Origin of the sequence: Curvibacter cyanobacteriorum (genome assembly GCF_028649475.1) — a bacterium.
GTDB lineage: Bacteria > Pseudomonadota > Gammaproteobacteria > Burkholderiales > Burkholderiaceae_C > Curvibacter > Curvibacter cyanobacteriorum.
In genome coordinates this window covers 399,782-423,507 of sequence record NZ_JAQSIP010000002.1, presented here as the reverse complement: position 1 = coordinate 423,507, position 23,726 = coordinate 399,782, and the positions used below count along the sequence as shown (strand labels likewise).

24 protein-coding genes and 2 tRNA genes are annotated in these 23,726 nt (G+C 66.1%); 9 read left to right on the top strand and 17 right to left on the bottom strand.

The window, feature by feature from the left end; translation table 11 throughout:
- The first annotated feature begins 180 nt into the window (after positions 1 to 180).
- Positions 181 to 729 (top strand): NUDIX hydrolase, encoded by a 549-nt coding sequence (locus tag PSQ40_RS05415; RefSeq protein WP_273949389.1) that lies wholly within the window; start codon positions 181 to 183, stop codon positions 727 to 729.
- 166 nt (positions 730 to 895) lie between these two features.
- Here the strand turns inward: PSQ40_RS05415 and PSQ40_RS05410 are convergent, their stop codons facing one another.
- Positions 896 to 1,441, bottom strand: a complete 546-nt coding sequence (locus tag PSQ40_RS05410) for a hypothetical protein (RefSeq protein ID WP_273949387.1) — start codon at positions 1,439 to 1,441, stop codon at positions 896 to 898.
- Between the two features lie 78 nt (positions 1,442 to 1,519).
- The gene (locus PSQ40_RS05405; protein WP_273949385.1) at positions 1,520 to 2,272 is read right to left on the bottom strand and encodes a GntR family transcriptional regulator; all 753 of its coding nucleotides are present in this window, start codon (positions 2,270 to 2,272) and stop codon (positions 1,520 to 1,522) included.
- A gap of 80 nt (positions 2,273 to 2,352) precedes the next feature.
- Here PSQ40_RS05405 and PSQ40_RS05400 point away from each other — a divergent pair, with 80 nt between their 5' ends.
- Together PSQ40_RS05400 and PSQ40_RS05395 are read left to right on the top strand one after the other, a co-directional pair.
- Positions 2,353 to 3,405 (top strand): Rieske 2Fe-2S domain-containing protein, encoded by a 1,053-nt coding sequence (locus PSQ40_RS05400; RefSeq protein WP_273949383.1) that lies wholly within the window; start codon positions 2,353 to 2,355, stop codon positions 3,403 to 3,405.
- Between the two features lie 10 nt (positions 3,406 to 3,415).
- The gene (locus PSQ40_RS05395; RefSeq protein WP_273949381.1) at positions 3,416 to 4,378 is read left to right on the top strand and encodes a PDR/VanB family oxidoreductase; all 963 of its coding nucleotides are present in this window, start codon (positions 3,416 to 3,418) and stop codon (positions 4,376 to 4,378) included.
- Between the two features lie 238 nt (positions 4,379 to 4,616).
- Here the strand turns inward: PSQ40_RS05395 and PSQ40_RS05390 are convergent, their stop codons facing one another.
- Entirely contained in the window at positions 4,617 to 5,030 is a 414-nt protein-coding gene (locus PSQ40_RS05390; protein ID WP_273949378.1) for a TerB family tellurite resistance protein, read from the bottom strand.
- 92 nt (positions 5,031 to 5,122) lie between these two features.
- Positions 5,123 to 5,467, bottom strand: coding sequence for an HPF/RaiA family ribosome-associated protein (locus tag PSQ40_RS05385; protein WP_273949375.1), 345 nt, complete (start codon positions 5,465 to 5,467; stop codon positions 5,123 to 5,125).
- Positions 5,468 to 5,563: 96 nt separating this feature from the next.
- On the opposite strand from PSQ40_RS05385, the gene PSQ40_RS05380 reads away from it, so the two are divergent.
- Positions 5,564 to 6,448: a LysR family transcriptional regulator gene (locus PSQ40_RS05380; RefSeq protein ID WP_273949373.1), complete on the top strand. Its 885-nt coding sequence runs from the start codon at positions 5,564 to 5,566 to the stop codon at positions 6,446 to 6,448.
- Positions 6,449 to 6,525: 77 nt separating this feature from the next.
- Here PSQ40_RS05380 and PSQ40_RS05375 read toward each other — a convergent pair whose 3' ends face one another.
- Complete coding sequence (locus tag PSQ40_RS05375) at positions 6,526 to 7,485, bottom strand: TerC family protein (RefSeq protein ID WP_273949370.1); 960 nt, start codon at positions 7,483 to 7,485, stop codon at positions 6,526 to 6,528.
- A 175-nt stretch (positions 7,486 to 7,660) separates the two neighbouring features.
- On the opposite strand from PSQ40_RS05375, the gene PSQ40_RS05370 reads away from it, so the two are divergent.
- Positions 7,661 to 8,185 carry a DUF2062 domain-containing protein gene (locus PSQ40_RS05370; protein ID WP_273949367.1) on the top strand — a complete coding sequence of 175 codons (525 nt, stop codon included), beginning with the start codon at positions 7,661 to 7,663 and terminating at the stop codon, positions 8,183 to 8,185.
- Positions 8,186 to 8,623: 438 nt separating this feature from the next.
- On the opposite strand, the gene PSQ40_RS05365 is transcribed toward PSQ40_RS05370, so the two are convergent.
- The 8 genes from PSQ40_RS05365 to PSQ40_RS05330 form a co-directional block, all read right to left on the bottom strand.
- Positions 8,624 to 9,604 carry a Tim44 domain-containing protein gene (locus PSQ40_RS05365; protein WP_273949365.1) on the bottom strand — a complete coding sequence of 327 codons (981 nt, stop codon included), beginning with the start codon at positions 9,602 to 9,604 and terminating at the stop codon, positions 8,624 to 8,626.
- Positions 9,605 to 10,131: 527 nt separating this feature from the next.
- Positions 10,132 to 10,473 carry an H-NS histone family protein gene (locus PSQ40_RS05360; RefSeq protein ID WP_273949362.1) on the bottom strand — a complete coding sequence of 114 codons (342 nt, stop codon included), beginning with the start codon at positions 10,471 to 10,473 and terminating at the stop codon, positions 10,132 to 10,134.
- A gap of 170 nt (positions 10,474 to 10,643) precedes the next feature.
- A tRNA-His gene (locus tag PSQ40_RS05355) sits at positions 10,644 to 10,719 on the bottom strand.
- 33 nt (positions 10,720 to 10,752) lie between these two features.
- Positions 10,753 to 12,690, bottom strand: coding sequence for a SurA N-terminal domain-containing protein (locus PSQ40_RS05350; protein ID WP_273949358.1), 1,938 nt, complete (start codon positions 12,688 to 12,690; stop codon positions 10,753 to 10,755).
- Between the two features lie 59 nt (positions 12,691 to 12,749).
- Positions 12,750 to 12,825 (bottom strand) — tRNA-Val (locus tag PSQ40_RS05345).
- Positions 12,826 to 12,840: 15 nt separating this feature from the next.
- The gene (locus tag PSQ40_RS05340; protein ID WP_007858657.1) at positions 12,841 to 13,113 is read right to left on the bottom strand and encodes an HU family DNA-binding protein; all 273 of its coding nucleotides are present in this window, start codon (positions 13,111 to 13,113) and stop codon (positions 12,841 to 12,843) included.
- Between the two features lie 355 nt (positions 13,114 to 13,468).
- A complete protein-coding gene (locus PSQ40_RS05335) occupies positions 13,469 to 14,554 on the bottom strand; it encodes a tartrate dehydrogenase (protein ID WP_273949356.1) in 1,086 nt (361 codons plus the stop codon).
- A 5-nt stretch (positions 14,555 to 14,559) separates the two neighbouring features.
- Positions 14,560 to 15,438 (bottom strand): alpha/beta fold hydrolase, encoded by an 879-nt coding sequence (locus PSQ40_RS05330; protein WP_273949354.1) that lies wholly within the window; start codon positions 15,436 to 15,438, stop codon positions 14,560 to 14,562.
- Positions 15,439 to 15,639: 201 nt separating this feature from the next.
- Between PSQ40_RS05330 and PSQ40_RS05325 the strand changes: the two genes are divergently transcribed.
- Complete coding sequence (locus PSQ40_RS05325; protein WP_273949351.1) at positions 15,640 to 16,578, top strand: LysR family transcriptional regulator; 939 nt, start codon at positions 15,640 to 15,642, stop codon at positions 16,576 to 16,578.
- Positions 16,579 to 16,627: 49 nt separating this feature from the next.
- On the opposite strand, the gene PSQ40_RS05320 is transcribed toward PSQ40_RS05325, so the two are convergent.
- From PSQ40_RS05320 to uvrC, 3 genes are all read right to left on the bottom strand, one after another.
- Positions 16,628 to 17,473: a DMT family transporter gene (locus PSQ40_RS05320; RefSeq protein ID WP_273949348.1), complete on the bottom strand. Its 846-nt coding sequence runs from the start codon at positions 17,471 to 17,473 to the stop codon at positions 16,628 to 16,630.
- A gap of 80 nt (positions 17,474 to 17,553) precedes the next feature.
- The gene (gene pgsA, locus PSQ40_RS05315; protein WP_273949346.1) at positions 17,554 to 18,120 is read right to left on the bottom strand and encodes a CDP-diacylglycerol--glycerol-3-phosphate 3-phosphatidyltransferase; all 567 of its coding nucleotides are present in this window, start codon (positions 18,118 to 18,120) and stop codon (positions 17,554 to 17,556) included.
- An 83-nt stretch (positions 18,121 to 18,203) separates the two neighbouring features.
- The gene (gene uvrC / locus PSQ40_RS05310) at positions 18,204 to 20,183 is read right to left on the bottom strand and encodes an excinuclease ABC subunit UvrC (RefSeq protein ID WP_273949344.1); all 1,980 of its coding nucleotides are present in this window, start codon (positions 20,181 to 20,183) and stop codon (positions 18,204 to 18,206) included.
- Positions 20,184 to 20,282: 99 nt separating this feature from the next.
- On the opposite strand from uvrC, the gene earP reads away from it, so the two are divergent.
- The 3 genes from earP to PSQ40_RS05295 all read left to right on the top strand — a co-directional run bounded on the left by earP (position 20,283) and on the right by PSQ40_RS05295 (position 23,076).
- Positions 20,283 to 21,383: an elongation factor P maturation arginine rhamnosyltransferase EarP gene (earP, locus tag PSQ40_RS05305; protein ID WP_273949342.1), complete on the top strand. Its 1,101-nt coding sequence runs from the start codon at positions 20,283 to 20,285 to the stop codon at positions 21,381 to 21,383.
- Between the two features lie 124 nt (positions 21,384 to 21,507).
- Positions 21,508 to 22,062, top strand: coding sequence for an elongation factor P (gene efp / locus PSQ40_RS05300; protein ID WP_273949340.1), 555 nt, complete (start codon positions 21,508 to 21,510; stop codon positions 22,060 to 22,062).
- 138 nt (positions 22,063 to 22,200) lie between these two features.
- On the top strand, positions 22,201 to 23,076 hold the full coding sequence (locus tag PSQ40_RS05295) for an NUDIX hydrolase (RefSeq protein WP_273949338.1): 876 nt from the start codon (positions 22,201 to 22,203) through the stop codon (positions 23,074 to 23,076).
- A gap of 167 nt (positions 23,077 to 23,243) precedes the next feature.
- On the opposite strand, the gene PSQ40_RS05290 is transcribed toward PSQ40_RS05295, so the two are convergent.
- The gene (locus PSQ40_RS05290) at positions 23,244 to 23,723 is read right to left on the bottom strand and encodes a GNAT family acetyltransferase (RefSeq protein ID WP_409338550.1); all 480 of its coding nucleotides are present in this window, start codon (positions 23,721 to 23,723) and stop codon (positions 23,244 to 23,246) included.
- Between the last annotated feature and the right edge of the window lie 3 nt (positions 23,724 to 23,726).

Genomic DNA, 23,726 nt, shown 5'->3' with positions numbered 1-23,726 from the left:
TTTCCAAAACCAATGAAGCCCAGCCAATCCCCCGGTGTGGGCTGGGGTACCGCCCCGAAGAACGGACCCAGGGTTGACCGAACCGATCAGACACTCAAGCTCTGAGACGCCCAACTCGGCGTTCTCAGGGACATCCCCAGTCCCTCAAGCAAGGCGAGCCAATCCCCGTACACTCGCCGCATGACGTTTCGCAGCCCCATCAAGCACTGCCGCGAGTGCGGCACCGCCGTGGTGTACCGCCTTCCGGACGACGGTGACACCAAACTCCGCGCGGTGTGCCCCGCCTGCCACACCATCCACTACGAAAACCCGCTCAATGTGGTGGGCACCCTGCCCTACCTGGGCGACAAGGTGCTGCTGTGCAAGCGCAACATCGAGCCCCGCTGGGGCAAATGGACCCTGCCGGCAGGCTTCATGGAGCTCAACGAGTCCTTGGCACAAGGGGCCCAGCGCGAGACCGACGAAGAGGCCGGCGCGCTGATCGAGCTGGAGGGCCTGTTCAGCGTCCTCAGCGTGGTGCGGGTCGGGCAGGTGCATTTTTTCTACCGCGCGCGCCTGCTCAGCGACACCTTCCAGCCAGGGCATGAAACGCTTGAAGCCCGGCTGTTCAGCGAAGAAGACATCCCCTGGGACGAAATAGCCTTCCGCACCGTCAAGGAAACGCTGGAGTGCTTCTTTGCCGACCGCCGCCGCGGGCACTTCGGCATCCACCAGATCGACATCCCCTGACCCCTCCGCCAGGGCCCGCACAGGCCCTGGGGCGATGCGGCTGGCCGTCGCGCGCAACGCCACCGCCCCCCTGAACACCGGCGCTGCACCTGGCCGGGGAGCGAGTCATGGCCAGGCCGCGCCCCAGCAGGTCGGGCGGCCCCAGGCCGTGGCGACGCTCCGCGCTTCAGTGGTCACCGTGGCCGCGGCCTTCACCCCGGCCCGGGCCATGGTGGTCCCGATCATCCCGGTCACCGCGGTGCCCATGGCCTGGGCCGCCACGGTCCCAACCCCGGCGCTCGCCTGGGCGGTCGTCACGGTCCCGGGCATGGCCAGGGGGGTGGCCATCCCACCAGCGGTGGCGTTCATCGACCCGCACAAAGTAGACCGGACGACCACAGGCCTGGTAACGGCGGCAGTGGCGGGCCCAATGGCGGTACTCCAGATCGGACACATACAGATACATTGGTGCCGCCCCATGCACCACCGGACCAACGATCAGAGGCGCGGTGTTGATGATGGGTGGCATGGGGTTGTTGCCGATCGAAATCTGCCCGTAGCCCCCCGGCGCCAACGGCACCCCCAGGGTGATGTTCATGTAGGTCTGCGCCTGCGCTGCCACAGGGCTCAACGAGGCCGCCAAGGCCGCGATCCCGACCCAGGCGATGGACAAAAGGCCTGACTTGGCGCGTTGCTGGAATTGACTCAAAGACAAAGAAAACTTGTTTTTCACGGGAGCACCTCAGGTGATGGTTTGACCTTAACGCGCCACCCACCCCATCTGTGCCACCTTGTCTGTGCTTCTTGGTAATCAATTGTTAGCGTCCGGCGCAACCCCAGGCGCGGCCTCCGCGCTCCGGGGCGATCGCCCTGCCCCCAGGCCCAGCAGATCGCCATAACGCAGGCCGATGTGGGCATGCTCGCGCATCAGCATCTCGACGCGGGCCGACTCGCCGCGCACCAGCGCGTCGAACACCAGGCGGTGTTGCAACTGGGCGATGCGCAGCTTGTCGAACTCGCGGTCCAGTGCCTTGGGGTCGATGCGGATGGAGGCCGCCGAGGCGAAAGGCAGGTGGTTGTTGCGGGTGATGGCGTCGCCAATCACCGGGCTGCCCGCGGCGCCCACGATGGCGTTGTGGAACGCATCGTTGAGCTGGCTCCAAGCGGCAATGTCCTCGGCCCGCAGGTGGCCGGCCGCCAGCACCCGCTCGCCCTGGTCCAGGCAGGCCTGCAGGCGCTGACGCACCTCGGCACTCAGACCGCGTTCGGCCAGGCGGCGCGCCGCCAGGCCTTCAAGCACCCCGCGCACTTCCAGGGCGCACAGCACATCAGCCTCGGAAAAATCACGCACCACCAGGCCACGCTTGCCAGTCTTCTCCAGCAGGCCCTCTTGCTCCAGGGTGCGAAACGCCAGCCGGATCGGCGTGCGCGAAACCCCCAGGGCTTCGGCCACGGCCTCCTCGGCCAAGCGGGTGCCTGGCGGGAAATGGCCCTCCATGATGCGCTGGCGCAAATGGGCCAGCACACCGATCGAATCCGAGGCTTGAGTCTTTTCTGGATCCATTTTTTGAACTTTCTTTGAGTTTTCTTCTAAATTTGCCTAGAATTGGATCCATTAGAACCCAACCCACGGAGAAAGAGACAATGACCTTCCCCCTCAACACCTGGTACGTCGCCTGCACCCCCGACGAGATCCAAGCGGGCCCGCTGGGTCGCCAAGTGTGCGGCGAACGCATGGTGTTTTACCGCGGTCCCGAGCAGCAAGTGGTGGCCCTCGAAGATTTTTGCCCGCACCGCGGCGCGCCGCTGTCCCTGGGCCGGGTCTGCGAAGGCAAGCTGGTCTGCGGCTACCACGGCCTGGAGATGGGTTGCGAAGGCAAGACCGTGGCCATGCCCGGCCAGCGCGTGCGCGGCTTCCCTGCGGTGCGCGCCTTCCCGGCCGTGGAACGCCATGGCTTTATCTGGGTCTGGCCCGGTGACCCGGCCCAAGCCAATGCCGACCTGATCCCCGCCCTGCACTGGGCCCAGAACGACGAATGGGCTTACGGCGGCGGCCTGTACCACATTGCCTGCGACTACCGCCTGATGGTCGACAACCTGATGGACCTGACGCACGAGACCTATGTGCACTCGACCAGCATTGGCCAGCCCGAAATCGACGAAACCCCGTGCCAGACCCGTGTCGAAGGCGATGAGGTGATCACCAGCCGGTTCATGAATGGCATCAAGCCGCCGCCGTTCTGGCAGATGGCCCTGCGCATGAACGGCCTGCCCGACGATCAGTTGGTGGACCGCTGGCAAATCTGCCATTTCACGCCGCCCAGCCATGTGCTGATCGAGGTGGGGGTGGCGCTGGCCGGTCACGGCGGCTATGACGCGCCCGACTCGGTCAAGGCCTCGAGCATCGTGGTGGACTTCATCACGCCGGAGACCGCCACCTCGATCCATTACTTCTGGGGCATGGCGCGCCGGTTCAAGCCCCAAGACCCGGCGCTGACCGACCAGATCCGCCAGGGCCAAGGCAACATCTTTGCGGAAGACCAGGAGATGCTGGAGCGCCAGCAGCAAAACCTGCTGCGCTGGCCCGATCGCCAACTGTTGATGCTCAACATCGACGCCGGTGGTGTGCAAGCCCGTCGGGTGATTGACCGACTGATCGCAGCCGAACGCACCGCCCCCGCTGCGGCCACGGTGTGAGAGGCCCCCGATGACCGCCACTACCCTGACCGTGCGCCTGGCGCGCAAGAGCGCCGAGACCGCCCAGATCTGCCGGCTCGAACTGGAGCCCTTGCCCGGCCAAAGCCTGCCCGGCTTCACCCCGGGCGCCCACCTCGACCTGCACCTGGCCCCGGGCCTGGTGCGCCCCTACTCGCTGGTCAACGCGCCCGATGAGGGCGGCGTGTACCGACTCGGCGTGCTGCTGGACCCGGCGTCGCGAGGGGGCTCGCGCGCCGTGCATGCTCTGCAAGCTGGCCAGACCCTGACCATCAGCGCCCCGGTCAACCACTTTGAGCTGGCACCCCAAGCCCAGCACCACCTGCTGTTGGGCGGGGGCATTGGCATCACGCCGCTGCTGAGCATGGCCCAGCACCTGGCGCGCCAGGGCCAGTCGTTCAGCCTGCACTACAGCGCCCGCAGCCGCGACCAGGCGGCCTTCCTGCCACGCCTGGCCGAGGCCGACCTGCAGCCCCACGTGCAGACCCATTTCGATGACGGCGATGCGGCCCAGAAGCTGGACCTGGCGGCGCTGCTGGCCCAGCCCCAGGCGGGTACGCACCTGTATGTGTGCGGCCCCAAGGGCTACATGGACGCGGTGCTGGGCGCCGCGCGCCAGGCCGGTTGGCCCGAGGCGCAGTTGCACAGCGAAGTCTTTCAGGCCACGGTGCAAAGCCTGCCCGATGACGCGGAGTTCGAGGTCGAGATCGCCAGCAGCGGGCTGGTGGTCACCGTGCCCCCCGAGCTGACCATCGCGCAGGCGCTGGAGCAGGCTGGTGTGCGGCTGATGACCTCGTGCGAGCAGGGGGTGTGCGGCACCTGCCTGACCCGGGTGCTGTCGGGCCAGCCCGACCACCGCGACAGCTACCTCACCGAAGAAGAGCAAGCCGCCAACGACCAGTGCCTGCCGTGCTGCTCGCGCTCGCGCTCGCCGCGCCTGGTGCTGGACCTGTGAATGTGGCCGCCGCCCGCCCTGGGTGGGTGGGGCGGCGCTCAGGCGGATCCCGCCAACCGCACGCCGCGGTGCCCTGCGCGCAGACAGCGCCAAGCCAACAAGCGCAGGCCCCCCACGGCAGCGTCCCCACCTGCCCGCGCCACGGCGCCTGAGACGCCGCATGGCGCTCCAGGTCAACCGTGCACCGACGCAGCTCCGCGGCCAAGAGGTTGAGGCGCCTCAGTCCCCCCGATGGCGGTCAGGCGCTCAGCGCAGACCACCGTTGATCCGGCAAACCCCAACACGTTTGAGCCGCGTGCAACACCAGGGACTCCCCAACAGCCACATGCTGATCCACCTCGGCCAACTGGGTGCACAGTCGCAGCACCCGGCGACGCAGCGCGGGGTCACTGATCTCATCCATCAGTGACTGCAGGGTGACCCAGTCGACCGGACAGGCGTGTTCCCAGCGCATCAGTTGGTGAACCTGCAGATCAACACACAGGCCGTCCAGAACCCCTTGCAAGGCCTCTGGGCTCAAGCCCAACTGCTCAGGCACCGATTGCTGCGCCAGACAATCGAGCTCCAAGGGGCTCAAGTCGCGATCGGCGATGAGGGTCAAGGCAATGATGCGAGCGGCAGCGGCCGGACTGTTCAGGGGATAGGTGCGCATGGAGGAGTTCCTGTCTCAAGTCAGTTGGAACGACCGAACTCAAGCGGTCGGTTGGATGCGGTGATGGGGTACACGTGCGCGTCCATCCACCATCAGGCCTCCATCGCAGGGCGGATCAAGCGCGCCCTCACCGGCTTCTGCTGGCGCCGCAGGGCCCGGGTCAGTGCGCGCGTGGCGCGCCCCAGCGACAGGTCCAGCGCGGTGCGCCAATCGCTGGCCAAGGTGGTGATGACCACCACGTCAGCCGCGCCCACCGTGCTCAGGGCCAGTTGGCAGCGCTTGTCCACGCCGCCCCGGGGGCCGTTGATGTCGGAGAACTGCACCTTGACCCGGGGCACCAGCCCGCTCAGGCGGCGCATGGCAAAACGCACGCGCGCCACGGACTGCTCGCGCAGCGGCTGGCCTTCAGGGTGACGCGATTCAAAGATAACCTGCATGACGGGGCTCCTGTGAGTGATGAGAACCCTGAAGATAGGGTTGGACTGACTTCGGTAAAAGCAGATAATTTGGAATCCATATTCCCAAAAAAACACATGAGCGCTGCCTTCAATTACAAGCACCTGTACTACTTCTGGGTGGTCGCCAAAGAAGGCGGCATCTCCAAAGCCGCCGAACGCCTGGACATGGCGGTGCAGACCATCAGCGCCCAGGTGCGGGAGCTGGAGCGCTCGCTGGGCTACGCCCTGCTCAAGCCCGCAGGACGCGGCCTGGTGCTGACCGATGCGGGCATCGCAGCCATGCAGCAGGCCGACCAGATCTTCCAGCTTGGCGAGAGCCTGCCTGCCCGGGTGCGCGACGCGGTCAGTGCGCCCATGGTGCGCCTGGCCGTGGGCATCTGTGATGGCCTGTCCAAACTGGTGGTGCGCAGCCTGTTGAACCCCGTCATGGAGGTCAAACACCTGCGGCTGCTGTGCCACGAAGGCGAGCTCGATGACCTGCTGGGCGAACTGGCACTGCACCGCCTGGACGTGGTGCTGTCCGACCGGCCTGCCCCCAACAACCCCAACATCAAGCTCTACAGCCACGCCATGGGTACGTCGTCGATCGCCTGGTATGGCACCGCGGCGATGGCCAAAAGCTGCGCCAAGCACTTTCCGGGCTGCCTGGCCGATGTCCCGGTACTTCTGCCCACCGGCCACACCGCCCTGCGGGCCCGGATCGACCATTGGTTTGAACGCCAGGGGGTGCGCCCCCGGGTGGTCGGCGAATTCGAGGACAGCGCGCTGCTCAAGACCTTTGGTGCCAGCGGCATGGGGGTGTTTCCCGCCTCCGAACTGGCCCACGAAGACCTGCAGACCCGCTATGCCGTGCGACACATTGGCCCCTGCGACGGCGTCACGGAACACTTCTACGCCATCGGCACCGAGCGCAAAGTGCAGCACCCCATGGTGCAGCGCCTGTTGCAAGCGGCCACCTGAGAGGGGGGCGGGCGCTCAAGCGCCAGGGCCCCGGAGCGTTGCCGCTCCGGGGCCCTGGGCTCGCCAACCGAGGGCGATCAGGCCCTGGATTCAGGTGCCGCGGTGCGCAGGCTCAGCACCATGGTCAGCACCAGAATGCCCACCACCACCCCCAGCGACACCAGCACCGGCACCTTGTAGACATCGATCAGGCACATCTTGGCACCGATGAACATCAGGATCACGGCCAAACCGTAGTTCAGCAGGTGGAACTTGCTGGCCACGGCCGCCAACAGGAAGTACATGGCCCGCAAGCCCAGGATGGCAAACACATTGCTGGTCAGCACAATGAACGGGTCACTGGTGATGGCGAAGATGGCCGGGATCGAATCCACCGCAAAGATCACATCGGTCAGCGCGATCAGGCAGATCACCATGAACAGGGGCGTGGCGATGCGCTTGCCGTTCTCCACGGTCCAGAACTTCTCACCGTCGTACTGCTGACTGACCGGCAGCAGGCGGCGCAGCAGCTTGAGGGCGGGGTTGTCGTCCAGCGAGGGCTCCTTGCCAGCCGCCCACCACATCTTGATGCCCGTCAGCAGCAAGAAGGCGCCGAAGACATAGAGTACCCAGTGGAACTCCGACAGCAGCCAGCCCCCCACCAGGATCATGACCGTGCGCAACACGATGGCACCCACGATGCCGATCATCAACACGCGCTTCTGGAACGCCGGGGGCACCGCGAAGTAGGTGAAGATCATGAGGAAGACAAAGATGTTGTCGACCGCCAATGACTTCTCAATCAGGTAGCCGGTCAGGAACTCCAGCGAGCGGGTGTTGGCCAGGTCGGCAGAGCCCGTGGTGTCCTTCACGGCCCACCACAGGAGTCCGTTGAACAAGAAGCTCAGTGCAATCCACACCAGCGACCAGTTGAGGGCCTCTTTGACCCCCATCTCGTGCGCGCCCTGCTTGCGCAACACGACAAAGTCGATGAACAGCGACACCAGAACGATGCCACCGAAGGTGAGCCATAACCAGAGTGGAGCGATGGTTTGCATAAAGCGCCTTGATCGTCAGAGAAAGTGAATGGGGTGCTTCAAAATATAGTCAATAAATACGAAACATGGCGATCAAATACTTCGTAAAAACAGGAATGATGATGCGCCTGGACCTGCGCACAAAACCCCCAGACAACCCGCACCATCGCGGTATTTCCAACCTGGGACATCGCCCATGTCAGACCCCATTCCGTCTTGGTGGCGCCGCCATTTCGCCTCGTGGTCACACCCTGACCAGTTCACCCAGCACCCCTGGTTGAAGCCCCTGGCGGGCCGGTTGCTGCACCCCAGCCTCTGGCGGCTGCGACACGAGTCCGTCGCGCGTGGCGCGGCGGTTGGCCTCTTCTGGGCCTTTGTGTTGCCAGCCGGGCAGATCGTCGCTGCGGTGGCGCACTGCAGCGTCTGGCGGGCCAACATCCCGGTGGCAGCGCTGATGACGCTGGTGACCAACCCGCTGACGATCGGCTTTTGGCTGTGGCTGGCCTACCACCTGGGCGCCTGGGTGCTGGGGGCCCCCGCCCAGGCAGATGGGCCCACCGCTGCCGGGCTCAGCCAGTGGCTGAGCCGCTATGGGTGGCCGGCTCTGGTCGGCATGGCGACCTTGGCCATCGGGAGCGCCGCCGCCGGTTATGCAGGCGTCAAACTGGTCTGGCGCTTGCGCGTGACGCTGCAGTGGCGCCGCCGCAAACTGCGCCCCTGACCAAGAGGCAGCGCGTGGAGGGGCAAGGGCCCCGTGGCACCAACGGTGCCGACCGCATCAGCGCCTGACAAGGCTGGAAGCCGAGGGCGAGAAGCGCCAGCCCGGCTCTGTCGGGCTTTTGTCGGGCTTCTGTCGCACTTCTGGCCTGCTTCTGGCCTGCTTCGGAACTAACTCTGACCTTTCCTCTGCCCTCTGCCGTCGTTGGTTGACGCTCACGGCGCAGCGGCGCCTACGCATGCCCCCCCCCACCTGGATGCCGTGGGAACGCCCCGGCAAGGGACTTGGGCTGAGACTGGCCCTACCACGGCCCAGCGGCCCGGCCTCCATGAGCGACGGCGTGGCCAACCGTTCGGTGCCCCACGCTCGAATGACATGCCCCCAAAACAAAACGGCACCCGGGGCCAGCCCGGATGCCGTTGATGGCCTGAGCGCTCAGGTTCAGCCCATTTGTTGGATGCCCGTCAGCACCCAGCCGCCCTGCCCGTGGATCGGCTTGGCCAGCACCCAGACCTCGTCAAACACCTCGTCGTCGGTGCCCGCGCCATAGCGCATGAAGCCTGTGAACTGAACGCTGACCAGGTAGCGCTGCGATTCCTCAGCCACTTCGAGCACCTTGGCCTGAAGCTGCATGACCTCGCCACGCTGTGTGGCCGCGCCGCGCTCGCTGAGCTCCTGCTTCAACTCGGCCAGCAATTCCGGCGAGGTGAAGTCCCGCAGTTCATCGACCACCCCTGCGTCGTAGGCGGCTTGCAAGCGGACGAAATTGGCCTTGGCATGGTGCTCGAAGCTGGCCCGGTCAAAGTCAGCCGGCACCGACGCTGCCGAAGCCACCGGTTGCAGGGCCGAGCCGATCAAGGAGCCCGAGCCCGTTGCCACGCTGGCGGTGCTGGCCGGCGTGGCCACCTTGTAGCTGTTGAGCGCACTCGGTTGAGACGCTGCAGGCTGCGCGTGACCCGGGTCGGCAGCCCCCGAGGCCACCGCGGCAGGCACCAGCCCCGGCATGGACGGACGCGTCCCTTGGGCCGACTGGGCACGGCGACGCAGCACGAAGCCGATCACGGCAAGCACCGCAAACGCCAGCAAGCCCATCATCAACATCGAAGCCAGTTCATCGCCGAAACCGAAATGCGAAGCGAGGGCGGCAATGCCCAGACCCGCGGCCAGACCCGCCAACGGGCCCGCCCATGACGATTTGCTGGCCGCTGCGGCAGCCCCTGCACCGGCGGCCGGCGCTGCGGCCGCCGCCGTGCTGGGGTTGCCCTGGGCCGTTGGGGCCGCAGGCGCCTTGTTCTGCACCGCCTCCCGCTGGGTGCCGACCGACTTGCCGCCCCCCATGCGCTTGGCAGCCTCGGCCTCCATGGAAACGGTCGCGATGCCCAAAGAGAGCACCACAGCCAGCACAGATAAGAGTTTCTTCATCGTCAGCTCCTTAATAGCAAGTACAGGCCGCAGGGTACGCATGAAGACACTCAAAAAAAAGCTGGCTTTAGTAGAGGGTCATTCCTAAAAAAACTGAATGAAAATGGGTTAATCCCTGGCGAAAGGTGCCTGCGCCTGCCCACCCAGCCCCAACATGAACGGGGGCCGCCCTGCCGGTGGGTCGGTACCCGCGGCACGGCCCTCAAGGAGCGATCCAAGGGGTCGGCCGGCGGCGCCCTGCAGTGGCGCCCTCAAGCAAACATTGCCCACTCTGCGTGGGGGGGGCACACGCCTGCGCGGCGGGCACTGGCGCAATGCCCCTCCGTCCAATCGCTCCGGGCGCAGCCACGCCTACCGCCGCCTGGCGTCACGCGGGGTGCTTGCGGCCTGCCGTGAGCAGTTTGCGGCTTGGCGTGGGTTCAGGCAGGGGCGGTGGCATGGAGAGCACCGCACTGTGGCTGGCGCTGAGCGCCATGGCAAGGGTCGGGGGGCAGGCTCGCCGCAGCGCGGCGCGGCGAGCTGGCGCCTCAAGCGCTGGTCGCGCTCTGCACCTGAATGCGGAAAAACTCGATCGTCCCGTCCTCGATGGCGGCTTTGATCCAGTCCGGTTTGCGACCAGGGCCCGTCACCGTGCCGTCCCAGGACAAGCCTCGGTTGGGGTCGTAGAAGGTGGCTGGGCGCTTGAGCTTCACGGGCGCGCGGCTCCGGCTCAAGGAACTGAGTTGAACCTGCGCAGGGGTGAGTTGAAACTGCTGAACCAGGGCCCTGGCCAACTGCACCGCTTCTTGTCGCTTGCTTTGGAACAGGGCTTCGCGGCGGGCGCTGAGTTCGGCGATCTGCTGGTCTAAAACACGGATTTCGTTGTACATAGGCGCTGAATTTTAGGCAATCGACGGGGCGAATCAGGCGCAGGGCCTGATCGACCCCTCACACGCGGGACCGCAACACGGATCTGGACGTCGCGGCCCAGCGGGGGGCCTGGGCAGGGACCAAAAAAAAAGCCCGCTGTCTCATCGACAGCGGGCTTTTCGGTATCAGTTGGGGTGGCTGATGGGACTCGAACCCACGACGACAGGAATCACAATCCTGGACTCTACCAACTGAGCTACAGCCACCGCAAGGTCTAGATTATATACTGCTTTTTCCGCTTATCCGCCAATTGACGACTTTTCTTCAGAAGAATTTGCAGCGGGCTTCGGCGTCTTGATCTGCGCCTTGAACTTGTCCGCCAGGTACTCGTAGTAGGCGCGGGTTTCGGCCGCGGCCCACCACTGGGCGTACTGGCCGCGCTCTTGCAGGGCACGGGCTTCGTCCACGCCGGTGCGCGGCACCACCTTGGTCACGCGAACCACGGCATAACCTTGCGAACCCAGGTCCACCCCCACCCAGGCCGGCAAGGCACTGGCGCGGATGCGCAGGGCGGCGTCGACCACCGGGGCCGCTTGCTTCTGGGTGTCATCGCGCGAGATGACCACGGCCGAGGCCAGCTTGGCGGCGGCCGGGCTTTCCTTCCACTGGGCCAGCTTCTCAGCGCCTTCCTTGCGGGCCAGCACGGCGGCTTGGTCGGCCACCCACAGTTCACGCACCTTGGCCTTGACTTCGTCAAAGGACTGGATGCGGGATGGGGTGTAGTCGGTGATGCGGGCCGCCACCAGTTGGCTCGGGCCCACTTCCACGGCTTCGGTGTTGCGCTTCTTGCTCACCGATTCCGGCGAGAAGATGGCTTCGAGTACCTTGGGGTTGCCCAGCGTGGCAGGCACGTTGTCGGCGCCAGCGCGGGTCAGGTCCTTGAAGGTGCGAACGGTCAGCTTCAGGCGCTCGGCCACCGGCTTCAGGCTGTCAGCCTGCTCGTAGACGAGGTTGGTGAAGGTGTCGGCCACTTCAGCGAACTTGCGCTGGGCTTGCTGTTGCTTGAGGTCGGCCTCGAGTTCGGGGCGCAGTTCCTCGAAGCTCTTCTGACGCGGGGTCTTGATGTCGACCAGCTTGATGATGTGGTAGCCGAAGTCGGATTCGACCACCTCGCTGATGTCGCCCTTGGACAGCGCAAAAGCGGCGTCTTCAAAGGGCTTGACCATCGCACCACGGGCGAAGAAATCCAGGTCACCGCCCTTGGGGGCCGAGCCGGGGTCTTGCGAGTTCTTGCGGGCTACATCGGCGAAGCTGTTCGGGGCCTTGCGCACTTCGGCCAGCAGGGCGTCGGCCTTGGCCTTGGCTTTTTCGCGGTCGGCAGCCGGAGCGTCCTTGGGGGCCGTGATCAGGATGTGGCTGGCGCGGCGTTCTTCCTTGGCGGCCAGGCGAGCGGTGTTTTGCTCGTAGTAAGTCTTGAGGTCGCCTTCGTTGACGCTGATGCTGCTCTTCACGGCTTCCAGGTCCAGCACCACGTACTCGACCGTGGCGCGCTCAGGCAACTGGAAACGGTTGGTGTTGGTTTTGTAGAAGGTTTCGAGGTCGGCGTCGCTGGGGGTCACGCGGCTGGTGAAGTCGGCCGGGCGGAACTGGGCCACCTGGATTTCACGGCGCTCAAAAAAGGCGCCCAAGGCCACGTTGGCCTGTGCCGGGGGGGCGATCACGCTGCCGTTGATACCGGTCAACACCTGGCGGGTCGACAGGTCGGCGCGCATGCTGGCCTCGTACATCTCGGGGCTCATGCCCTGAGCAGCCAACAGCTGGCGGTAACGGTCCACATCGAGCGAGCCGTCGGGGCGGCGCAGCGAAGCAATGGTGGGGTTTTCCTGCAACGCACGGGCCAGCTTCTGGTCGCTGGTCACCAGGTGCATCGAGGTCGCGGCGGCCGACAGGACCTTCTCGCGCACCATGCGCTCGAGGGTCACGTAGCGGGCCTCGGGGGTCTCGAAACGCTTGACGTCGATGTCGGGCATCTGGACGCGCAGACGCTCGACTTCGTTCTTGTGGGCCACGTCCCATTCGCCTTGGTTGATGTCGTGGCCATCGACCTTGGCCACGGCAACGCCTTTTTCCATGGCTCGGTTGTAGCCATCGATACCGAACAGAACAAACGAAGGAATGATCAGCAAGAACAGCACGATCATGACGATCTTCGAGTGCTTGCGGATGGACTCAAACATGGCGATCTTTCAAGAACAAAAAGAAAAGGCGAACAATGTGTTCGCCTTTGCATCGGTGGTGGTGGGTGCTGACGGGCTCGAACCGCCGACCCGCGCCTTGTAAGGGCGCTGCTCTACCAACTGAGCTAAGCACCCCACCTGAACTGGATCTCAGTTCAAGGCATCTTTCAATGCCTTGCCTGGACGAAACTTGGGAACCTTGGCTGCCTTGATCTTGATTGTATCGCCAGTGCGGGGGTTGCGACCGGTACGCGCCGCGCGCTTGCCCACCGCGAAGGTGCCAAAGCCAACCAGAGAAACAGTGCCGCCCTTCTTCAGGGTCTTCTTCACAGCCTCGATCGTCGACTCCAGCGCACGGGCGGCAGCAGCCTTGGAGATGTCGGCGTTGTTGGCAATGTGCTCAATCAATTCGGTCTTATTCACAAGGAGCCCCTCGTTCAGAAATAGTGTTGATCTGTGCGTCTCATCAAAAATCTTGCCTCCCCTCAACGGAGCCATCAATCGATGGGTTTTTCCGCTGAGCGGGAGGCCTTTGTCGCAGTCTCAACTGCTGTGCAGATTAAAACGATGGACCTTCACGGTGTCAATATGACGGGCTGTTTTGCAACAGCGCGGACGCGGATTTTAGACCCTTTTTGAGGCCTTCAAAGCGCGCTTGGACGCCTTTTTGAACGCCGCGATCTGACGCTCAGGTGACAGCTTGCAGGTCTGGCCGACGCCGCCCATCCCACCCAACGCACCGGTCAGAGTTCAGGGCGGGCGTCACGGCCGGGTCAGCTCACAGCACCTCGGCGATCGCGCGACCCAGGTCGGTGGTGCTGGCCGTGCCGCCAATGTCGCGGGTGCGCGGGGCGCCGCTCTTGGGGTCCAGCACCTTCTCGATGGCGGCCAGCACGGCGTCGTGGGCGTCCTTGTGGCCGAGGAACTCGAGCATCATCGCGCCGCACCAGATCTGACCGATCGGGTTGGCGATGTTCTGGCCTGCGATGTCGGGCGCCGAACCGTGCACTGGTTCGAACAGCGACGGAAACAGGCGGTCCGGGTTGAGGTTGGCACTGGGGGCGATGCCGATGGTACCGGTGCAGGCCGGGCCCAAGTCGCTGAGGATGTCGCCAAACAGGTTGCTGGCCACCACCACGTCAAAGAAGTCCGGTCGCTGCACAAAGTGCGCGGTCAGGATATCGATGTGGAACTTGTCGACGTTGATGCCCGGGTACGCCTTGGCCATCTCGGCCACGCGCTCGTCCCAGTACGGCATGGTGATGGCGATGCCGTTCGACTTGGTGGCGCTGGTCAGGTGCTTCTTGGGGCGCGACTGGGCCAGCTCGAACGCGAACTTGAGCACGCGGTCCACGCCGATGCGGGACATCACCGTCTCTTGCATCACGATCTCGCGCTCGGTGCCGGGGAACATGCGCCCACCGATGCTGGAGTATTCGCCTTCGGTGTTCTCGCGCACGATGTACATGTCGATTTCACCGGGCAGGCGCGGGCTGCCATCGCGGCGCACCACCGGGGCAATGATGCCGGGCATCAGGCGCGCCGGGCGCAGGTTGATGTACTGGTCGAACTCACGGCGGAACAGCAGCAGCGAGCCCCACAGCGAGACATGGTCGGCGATCTTGTCGGGCCACCCGACGGCCCCAAAGTAGATCGCGTCGTGACCCCCGATCTGGTCCCTCCAGTTGTCGGGCAGCATCTTGCCGTGCTTTTCGCAGTAGTCCCAGCTCGAAAAATCGAAGTGGTCAAAGTGCAGGTCGATGCCGAACTTGCGGGCGGCCGCGTCCATCACGCGCAGGCCTTCGGGCATCACTTCCTTGCCGATGCCGTCCCCGGCGATGACGGCGATTCGTTTCTGGCTCATGTCAATCAACTCCTGAAAAATTCAAACGCTTCTTGCAACAAGAGGGCGGGCGCCTCCTCGGCGATGTAGTGACCACAGGGCAAGGCCCGGCCGGACACCGACACGGCACGTTCGCGCCACAAACCCAGGACATCGAAATTAGCCCCCACAGCGCCTTTGTCGCCCCACAACACGCGCAGCGGCTGGGTCAGCAGGCGCTGCGCCTGCACATCGCTGCGGTCGTGCTCGAGGTCGATCCCGGCGCTGGCCCGGTAATCTTCGCAAATCGCCTGCGCGCTGCCGGGTCGGGCAATGCAGCGCTCGTACTCGGCCAGGGCCTCCGGCGCAAAAGCCGCCAGCCCCGCGTGCCGCTTGCCCATCACCTGACGCAGGTAGCGCACCGGATCGCTGTCGATCAGCGCTTCGGGCAACGGCGGTGGCTGGATCAGGAAGAACCAGTGCCAGTAAGCCCGCGCGAAGGCCTCGCCGGTGTGCTCGTACATCGCCAAGGTGGGGGCGATGTCCAGCAGCATCAGGCGCTCGACCCGCTCCCCCTGGTCAGCGGCCAGGCGGTGGGCCACGCGGGCGCCACGGTCGTGGGCCAGCACCTGAAAGCGGTCAAAGCCGTGGTGCTGCATCACTGCCACAGCGTCCAGCGCCATGGCGCGCCGCGAGTGGTTCAGGTGCTGCGGGTGCGGCGCGGGTCGGTCGGAGTCGCCATAGCCGCGCAAATCCATCATCACCACCGTGAAACGCTGCGCCAGGCTGTCGGCGACCCGGTGCCACATGGCATGGGTTTGGGGGTGGCCGTGCAGCAGCAGCAAGGCCGGGCCCTGCCCCGCGCGGCGGGTGTGCAGGTGGACGCCGTCGCGCACCACGGTGTCGGTGGCAAAAGCGCTCAGCATGGGCAAGCGCCTCCACGCTGGACGGTGCCGCCGAAGCGATTCACCCCCTGCCATGCAGCGGCACTTGCCATCTGCGGTCGTGGCCCGCTCACCGGGCCCCAGGCTTGCAACGCCATGCGGGTCTCCAAATCTTGGTATGCGACAAGCTTAGCGCGGATGCCAGCAATAATCGGGCAATCAATTATTTCCAATGAGGAAGCAATGGAACGCGCTGATCTCGAGCTGGTGCTCGCCATCCGGCAGCACGGCAGCCTGACCGCCGCCGCGCGCACCCTGCGGGTCACCCCGCCCGCGGTGACCAAGCGCCTGGCCGCCCTGGAGAGCACGTTGAAGCTCAGGCTGTTCCAGCGCACCACCCGCAAGGTGAGCCCCACGGCGGACGGCGAGGCGCTGTGCGAACACGCCCAAGGGCTGTTGCAAGGCTTTCAAAGAGCGGAGGCCGAGCTGCGCGAACGCCAGTCCGAGCCCACCGGCCTGATCCGCCTGGTGGCGACCTTTGGCTTTGGCCGGCTGTGGCTGGGGCCTGCGGTGGCGGAGTTTCAGGCCCGCCACCCCCAGGTGCAGGTGCAAATGCAACTGATGGAGCAGTTGCCCGACCTCGCGGTCGAGGGCTACGACGGCGCGGTGTGGCTGTGGAACCTGCCGGGCCACCGCGCCTCGGAATGGGTGGCCAAGCGCCTGGCGCGCAACCAGCGTGTGCTGGTGGCCGCCCCGGCCTACCTGCAGCGGCACGGTCGCCCCGACCAACCCGGCGAGCTGAGCCAGCACCAGTGCCTGGTGGTGCGCGAAAACGGCGGCGACGCCAGCCAGCGCTTTGACCACTGGACGCTGCACAGCAGCCAGGGCCGGTCCAAGGCAGTCCAACGTGTCGAAGTGCGCGGCGACCTCAGCAGCAACTCGGGCGAGTTGGTGCGCGACTGGTGCCTGGCGGGCCACGGCATCATGCTGCGCAGCCGCTGGGACATTGCCGGCGCCCTGCAAGACGGCCGTCTGGTGCAGGTGCTGCCCGACTGGAGCATGGCCGACGCCGACATCCACTGGCTGATGCCCTGGCAGGCGCGCACGCCGCGCCGGGTGCGTTTGTTGATCGATTTCCTGCGCGACCGCTTCCAGAGCGAACCCTGGCTGCCGCGCCCGTGACCTGACCACCCCTAGTCCCCCGAGCCTGGTCGCACCCGGCCCGCGGGACTCAGGGCTTGGGGGCGCGCAACACCCAGCTGACGCCCAGCGCCGTCAGGGCTGTGCCCAACACGGTGGCCCCGGTGATGGCCTCACCAAACAGCAGCCAGGCCAAGGCCGCGGTGCACGGCGGTACCAGGTAAAGCAGGCTGGTGACCCGGGTGGCCGCGCCCCGCTGAATCAACAGGTACAGCAGCGAGCTGCCGCCCAGCGACAAAGCCAGCACCGACCAGGCCATGGCCCCGATCAACTCGGGATGCCAGTCCATGGCCTGCGGCTCCAGACACGCCAGCGGCAGGCTGACGCAGCAGGCAGCGAACAATTGCACCGCACTGGCGCTGCGCACATCGCAGGGCTGCACATGCCGCTTTTGGTACAGGGTGCCCGTGGTGATGCTCAGCAAGGCCAACACCGCCAGGCTCAGGGTGGTGGCGGTGACCTCCTGGCCAACCGACAGCTTGGCACTGACCACCAGCACCAGCCCACCAAAGCCCAGCCCCAAACCCAGCCATTGCCAGCGCGTCACCGGACCGCCCTGGGCGGACATCCACACCGCGGTCAGCACCGGTTGCAAACCCACGATCAGCGCCGTCAGGCCCGAGCCCATGCCCAGCTTGACAGCGCTCCAGACGCCGCCGAGGTAGCCCGCATGCATCAGCGCCCCGGTCACCGCCAAGTGCCCCCATTGGGCCCGGTTGGATGGCCAGGGCACCCGAGCCCACCCAACCCAGGCGACAAAGCACAGCACCGAAAGCGCGTAGCGCACGGTCAAGAAGGTGAAAGGGGGGGCGTGGGGCATGGCATAGCGCGCCACGACAAAGCCAGTGCTCCAGATCAGCACAAACACCGCGGGCATGGCCGCCAACCCGTGCTGCGCCCAAGCCGAGGCGGGAGGCCCACCCGCAGGCCCCGCCGGGCCAGGCGTGGAGCCCGAACTCATTTCACGCGGGCCCGAATCTCCGGCAAGGCTTTTTGCAGGTAGTACACCATGGACCAGACCGTCAACACGGCAGCGGCCCAGATCAACCAGGTGCCCCAGGTGCCGGTGTCGATGACGCCGAACACGGTGCCATCAAAAAGCAGGAAGGGGATCGCCACCATCTGCACGGTGGTCTTGAGCTTGCCGAGCATGTGCACCGCCACGCTCTTGGAAGCGCCGATCTGGGCCATCCACTCGCGCAACGCCGAGATGGCGATTTCACGGCCGATGATGATCAGGGCCACAAACACGTCGGCGCGTTGCAGATGCACCAGCACCAGCAAGGAGGCGCAGACCAGGAACTTGTCTGCCACCGGGTCAAGGAAGGCGCCGAACGACGAGGTCTGATTGAGCTTGCGCGCCAAAAACCCGTCCAGCCAGTCGGTGGCCGCGAAGACCACGAACATGACCGTGGCGATCAGGTTGCGCATGGCCGGATCCAGCGGCGAGTAGAACACCCCCACGATCAAAGGGATCGCGACAATGCGCGTCCAGGTCATGAGGGTGGGGATCGTGAAGAACATGCACCAATTGTGTCACGCCTTGACCTTCGTCTGTCTGACAACGGTGCCAAATCAGGCACAGCCCTGGTGCCCCGGCCTGGGCGTCAGTGCAGGGCGCGGTAGATCTCCTCGGCCAGGTCGGCTGAAATGCCGTCCACCGTGCTGAGGTCGGCCACGCTGGCCGCGGCCACGCCGCGCACGCCGCCAAAGCGCTGCAGCAGGCGGGCGCGCTTCTTGGGGCCCACGCCTGGGATGTCCTCGAGCCGGCTGCCACCGACGCGCACCTTGGCGCGCTGCGCCCGCATGCCGGTGATGGCGAAGCGGTGCGCCTCATCGCGGATCTGGGCCACCAGCATCAGCGCCGCCGAGTCCTTGCCCAGGTAGACCTTGTCACGGCAATCGGCGAACACCAACTCCTCCAGCCCGACCTTGCGGCCCTCCCCTTTCTCGACCCCGACGATGACCGACAGGTCCAGGCCCAACGACTCGAACACCTCGCGCGCCATCGACACCTGGCCCTTGCCGCCGTCCACCAGCACCAGATCCGGCAAACGGGCCTGCCCAGGCGACGGCGCGGCACCGCCCGCCTCGCGCAGGGCCTCAGCGACCTTGCTGTAACGGCGCGTCAGCACCTGGCGCATGGCCGCATAGTCATCGCCTCCGGTGATGCCCTCGATGTTGAAGCGCCGGTACTCGCTGTTTTGCATCTTGTGCTGCTGAAACACCACACACGAGGCCTGGGTCGCCTCGCCCGCGGTGTGGGAGATGTCAAAGCACTCGACGCGGAACTGGTCCAGGTCGTCGGGGCTGAGGTCCAGTGCCTCGACCAGGGCACGCGTGCGGGCCTGCTGCGAGCCTTCCTCGGACAACAAGCGCGCCAGTTGCAGGTCGGCGTTCTTCTGCGCCATCTCGAGCCAGATGCGGCGTTGCTCGCGCGGGTTGTGCACGGCATTGATCTTGACCCCGCACTGCTCCGACAAAGCCGCCAGCAAACGCTTGTCGACCGGCACGCTGGTCACCAGCACCGACGGTACCGGCACCCCCGGGTAATGCTGCGCAATGAACGCCTCCAGCACCCGCACCTCGACCGGCACGGGGGCGGTCGCCGGGGCCGCCGGGGCGGCAGAGGTTTCCGACGCCTCGAGCCCCGCCCCCTCGGGGGCGGGCGCCGTGTCGGCACCGCCCTCGGCCCACTCGGACAAGGCCACAGCGTCCTCGACATGCACCGGGAAGTACGGCCGGTCGCCCAGGTGGCGCCCACCACGCACCATGGCCAGGTTGACGCAGGCGCGCCCGCCCTGCACCTTCACGGCCAGGATGTCGACGTCCTGATCGGACGCGGTGTCCATGGACTGCTGGTGCAGCACGCGCGACAAGGCCGTCATCTGGTTGCGGATCTCGGCGGCCTGCTCAAACTCCAGCCGCTCGGCGTGGGCCATCATGCGGCCCTCCATCTCGCTGAGCACGCCCTGCGCCTCGCCGCGCAAGAAGCGCTCGGCATCGGCCACATCGCGGGCGTAATCCGCCGGCGACACCAGGTCCACACAAGGCCCGGAACAGCGCTTGATCTGGTACAGCAGGCAAGGCCGGGTGCGGTTGTTGAACACCGTGTCCTCGCAGGTGCGCAGGCGAAACACCTTCTGCAGCAACTGGATGGTTTCCTTCACCGCCCACGCGCTGGGGTAAGGCCCGAAGTAGCGGTGCTTTTTTTCCACCGCGCCGCGGTAGTAGGCCATGCGGGGAAAGCTGTGGCTGGCCAGCTTGAGGTAGGGGTAGCTCTTGTCGTCCCGGAACAGGATGTTGTACTTGGGGTTGAGCGTCTTGATGAGGTTGTTTTCGAGCAGCAGGGCCTCGGCCTCGGAGCGCACCACGGTGGTCTCCATGCGCACGATCTTGCTGACCATGTGACCGATGCGGGTGCCGCCGTGGTTCTTCTGAAAATAGCTCGACACCCGACGCTTGAGGTTGAGCGCCTTGCCCACATAAAGCAGCAGGCCATCGGCATCAAAGTAACGGTAGACCCCAGGCAAGGCGGGCAAGGCCGCCACCTCGGACAGCAGCTGTTCGGAGTGCACATCAGACATGGGGCCGTATTGTGGCCCCAGCGGCTGCGCGCGCGTGCCCCTGGCGGCGAGTGGCCTCGCCGCGCAGGGACAATGGCGGTCTTGACTCCACACACTGCCATGCTCTGGGACCTTTTTTGCACCGTCATTGACAACCACGGCGACCTCGGCGTCGCCTGGCGCCTGGCCGCCGACCTGGCCCGGCGCGGCCAGCAGGTGCGCCTGTGGGTGGACGACGCCAGCGCTCTGGCCTGGATGGCGCCGCAAGGCGCGAATGGTGTCAGCGTGCACCCCTGGACGCGCCCACTGAGCCCCAGCGCCTTCGCCGACCTGCCCCCGGCCGACGGTCTGATCGAAGCCTTTGGCTGCGAGATCGATGCCGGCCTAGTGGCCCAGCGAGTGGCCTCCCCAGGCCCGGCGCCGGTGTGGATCAACCTGGAATACCTGTCCGCCGAGGCCTGGGTGGAACGCTGCCACGCCCTGCCCTCGCCCATCCTGAGCGGCCCGGCCGCGGGCCTGGGCAAGTGGTTCTTCTACCCCGGCTTCACGCCGCGCACCGGTGGCCTGCTGCGCGAGCCCGGTGTGGCCGACGACCCGCCCGCGGGCGAACGCCAACGGCAGCGCACTGCCCTGGGCGTGCAAGGCGAAGAGTGGCTGGTTTCGCTGTTTTGCTACGAACCCGCGGGCCTGGCGCCCTGGCTGAGCCGACTGCACCGAGAGGGCCTGGCAGGCCGGCCAGTGCGCCTGCATGTGATGCCGGGACGCCCCACCGCGGCGGTGCGGGCCGCCGAGGCCGCCCGCGCCCACAACACCCCAGCGAACACCCCGTCCCCCCAGGCAACCGACTGGCTGCACATTGACTACGCCCAACCCGTGCCCCAGCCTGAGTTTGACGCCAAGCTGCGCGCCTGCGACCTCAACTTCGTGCGCGGCGAGGACTCGCTGGTGCGCGCCCTGTGGGCGGGTCAGCCCCTGGTCTGGCACATTTACCCGCAAGACGACGGCGCCCACGAAGACAAGCTCGAAGCCTTCCTGGACTGGCTGCAGGCGCCGCCCAGCCTGCGTCATTTCCACCGGGTCTGGAACGGCCTGAACGACGGCCCCCTGCCCCCGGTGGAACCCGCAGCCTGGCGCGACTGCGTGCTTGCGGCGCGTCAAATCCTGTGCGCCCAGGACGACTTGGTCACACAGCTACTTCGTTTTTGCACAGAAAAACGATAAAATCCGAGGTTTTGCGCAACACAGGCGGGCCGCGTCGGCCTGCAAGCCTGGTGGTGCGCAGTGCAGCGGGCCACACGCCCGGCAACCAGATTCAAGCCCAACAGGCCCGCAGGGCCCTATTCCTATGAAAATCGCTCAAGAAATCCGCGCTGGCAACGTGATCATGCACGGCAAGGACCCGATGGTCGTGCTGAAGACCGAATACAGCCGCGGCGGCCGCAACTCGGCCACCGTGCGCATGAAGCTCAAGAGCCTGATCGCCAACTTCGGTACCGAAGTCGTGTTCAAGGCCGACGACAAGATGGACCAAATCATCTTGGACAAGAAGGAGTGCACCTACTCCTACTTCGCTGACCCGATGTACGTCTGCATGGACAGCGAATACAACCAATACGAAGTCGAAGCCGAAAACATGGGCGACGCCCTGAACTACCTCGAAGACGGCATGGCTGTTGAAGTGGTGTTCTATGACGGCAAGGCCATCTCGGTCGAACTGCCGACCAGCATCGAGCGCGAAATCACCTGGACCGAACCCGCCGTCAAGGGCGACACCTCGGGCAAGGTCATGAAGCCAGCCAAAATCTCGACCGGCTTCGAAGTGCCCGTGCCGCTGTTCGTGTCGCAAGGCGACCGCATCGAAATCGACACCCGCACCGGCGAATACCGCAAGCGCGTCTAAGCGCCTGCCGCTGTGTCCCGCAAGCCGCCCTCGGGCGGCTTTTTTCATGGGGCTTTCAAGCCGGCATCGCGCCACGCCGGCACAGTTTGCGCCCTCTGCGACAGCGCGAGGGCGGGCCGTCACGCCACAATCGGCGCCATGGCGATTGAAATCAACTCCAATGTCGTGACCGGGGCCCCCACCCCCTCGGCCTCCGTGATCGTGCTGCGCGACGGCACCGCAGGCCTGGAACTGCTGATGATGCGGCGCCACGGCCGCTCGGCCGTGCTGGGGGGCGTGCATGTGTTCCCGGGCGGCAAGCTCGACGACAGCGACCACGGCGCCGCGGCCCTGGCCGATCCGCAAGCGGGCCAGCGCTTGGCCCAGGCCCTCAACGAACCCGAACTCGACCCCCACACCGCGCTCGGCCTGCATGTGGCCGCACTGCGCGAGACCCTCGAAGAATGCGGTCTGCTGTTGGGCCATGAAGTGCCCGACACCGTGGCCGAAGTACTGCGCCGCTGGCGCGCTGGCGAAGGCTTTGTGGCCCTGCACCAGCAGCTGGGTCTGCCGCTGGCCACCGACAGCCTGGTGCCCTGGTCGCGCTGGATCACACCCCGCGTGCCCTCGGTCAGCAACAAGCGCTTCGACACGCGCTTTTTCATCTGCAGCGCGCCCAGCGGCCAAACCGCGGCCCACGACAACCACGAAGCCACCGAAGCGCTGTGGACCACGCCGCGCGCCGCACTGGAGCGCTACTGGCAGCGCGACATCGAACTGGCGCCACCGCAGATCATGACCCTGAGCCAACTGGCCCGCCAGGCCTCAGTGGCCGACGTGCTGGCGCAGGCGCGGCGCACGCCCCCGGCCCTGATCGAACCAGAGCCCTTCGACCTCGACGGCCTGCGGGTCATCTGCTACCCCGGTGATCCGCGCCACAGCCGCCCTCAGCCCGTCTGGGACGGGCCGACCCGGCTGACCTTCCGCGACCAGCGCTTTGAGCCCGAAGGCGGACTGGCCGCGCTGCTGCCTTGAGGGGAGCGGGGAACGATCAGATGCCCCAAGCCGCGGGCATGGGCATGGGCACCTGCTGGCGGTAGCAGGCTGCTGGCGGCGGGCCGCAACCGCGGGCTGGCCATGCCCCAGAACCCGCCCCAAAACCCGCCCCGTGCACCCTGCAGGCACCCTGCAGACAGCGCAGCTCAGAGATCCGGAATCAGGCGTTTGCCCAGGCTGACGGAAGCGTCGCGCCCGTAGCCCAGGCGGTCGTAGAAAGCGAGCACCTGGGCGTTGTCGCTGCGCACCATCAGGTTGACCTTGGGGCAACCCACGGCCAGCAGGCGCTGCTCCACCTCGTGCATCAATCGGCGACCGATGGCGCGACCGCGCAAGTCTGCCGCCACCGCCAGGTAGTACACCCAGCCCCGGTGCCCGTCATAGCCCGCCATGGCCGTGCCCACCACAGGGCGGCCAGGCAGGGAGGCCACCAGGAACAATTCGGGCTGCTCGGTGAGCTTGCGCTCAATGTCCTTGCGCGGATCGTTCCAGGGGCGCAGCAGGCCGCTGGCCTGCCACAAGGCCAGCACCTCGGCTTCGTCAGCGCGCTCGAAGGGGCGGATGCACAAGCCCGCATCGAGCGGCTCGGAGTCCCCCGCCAGCGGGGGTGACGCCGGTACGCCCATGGC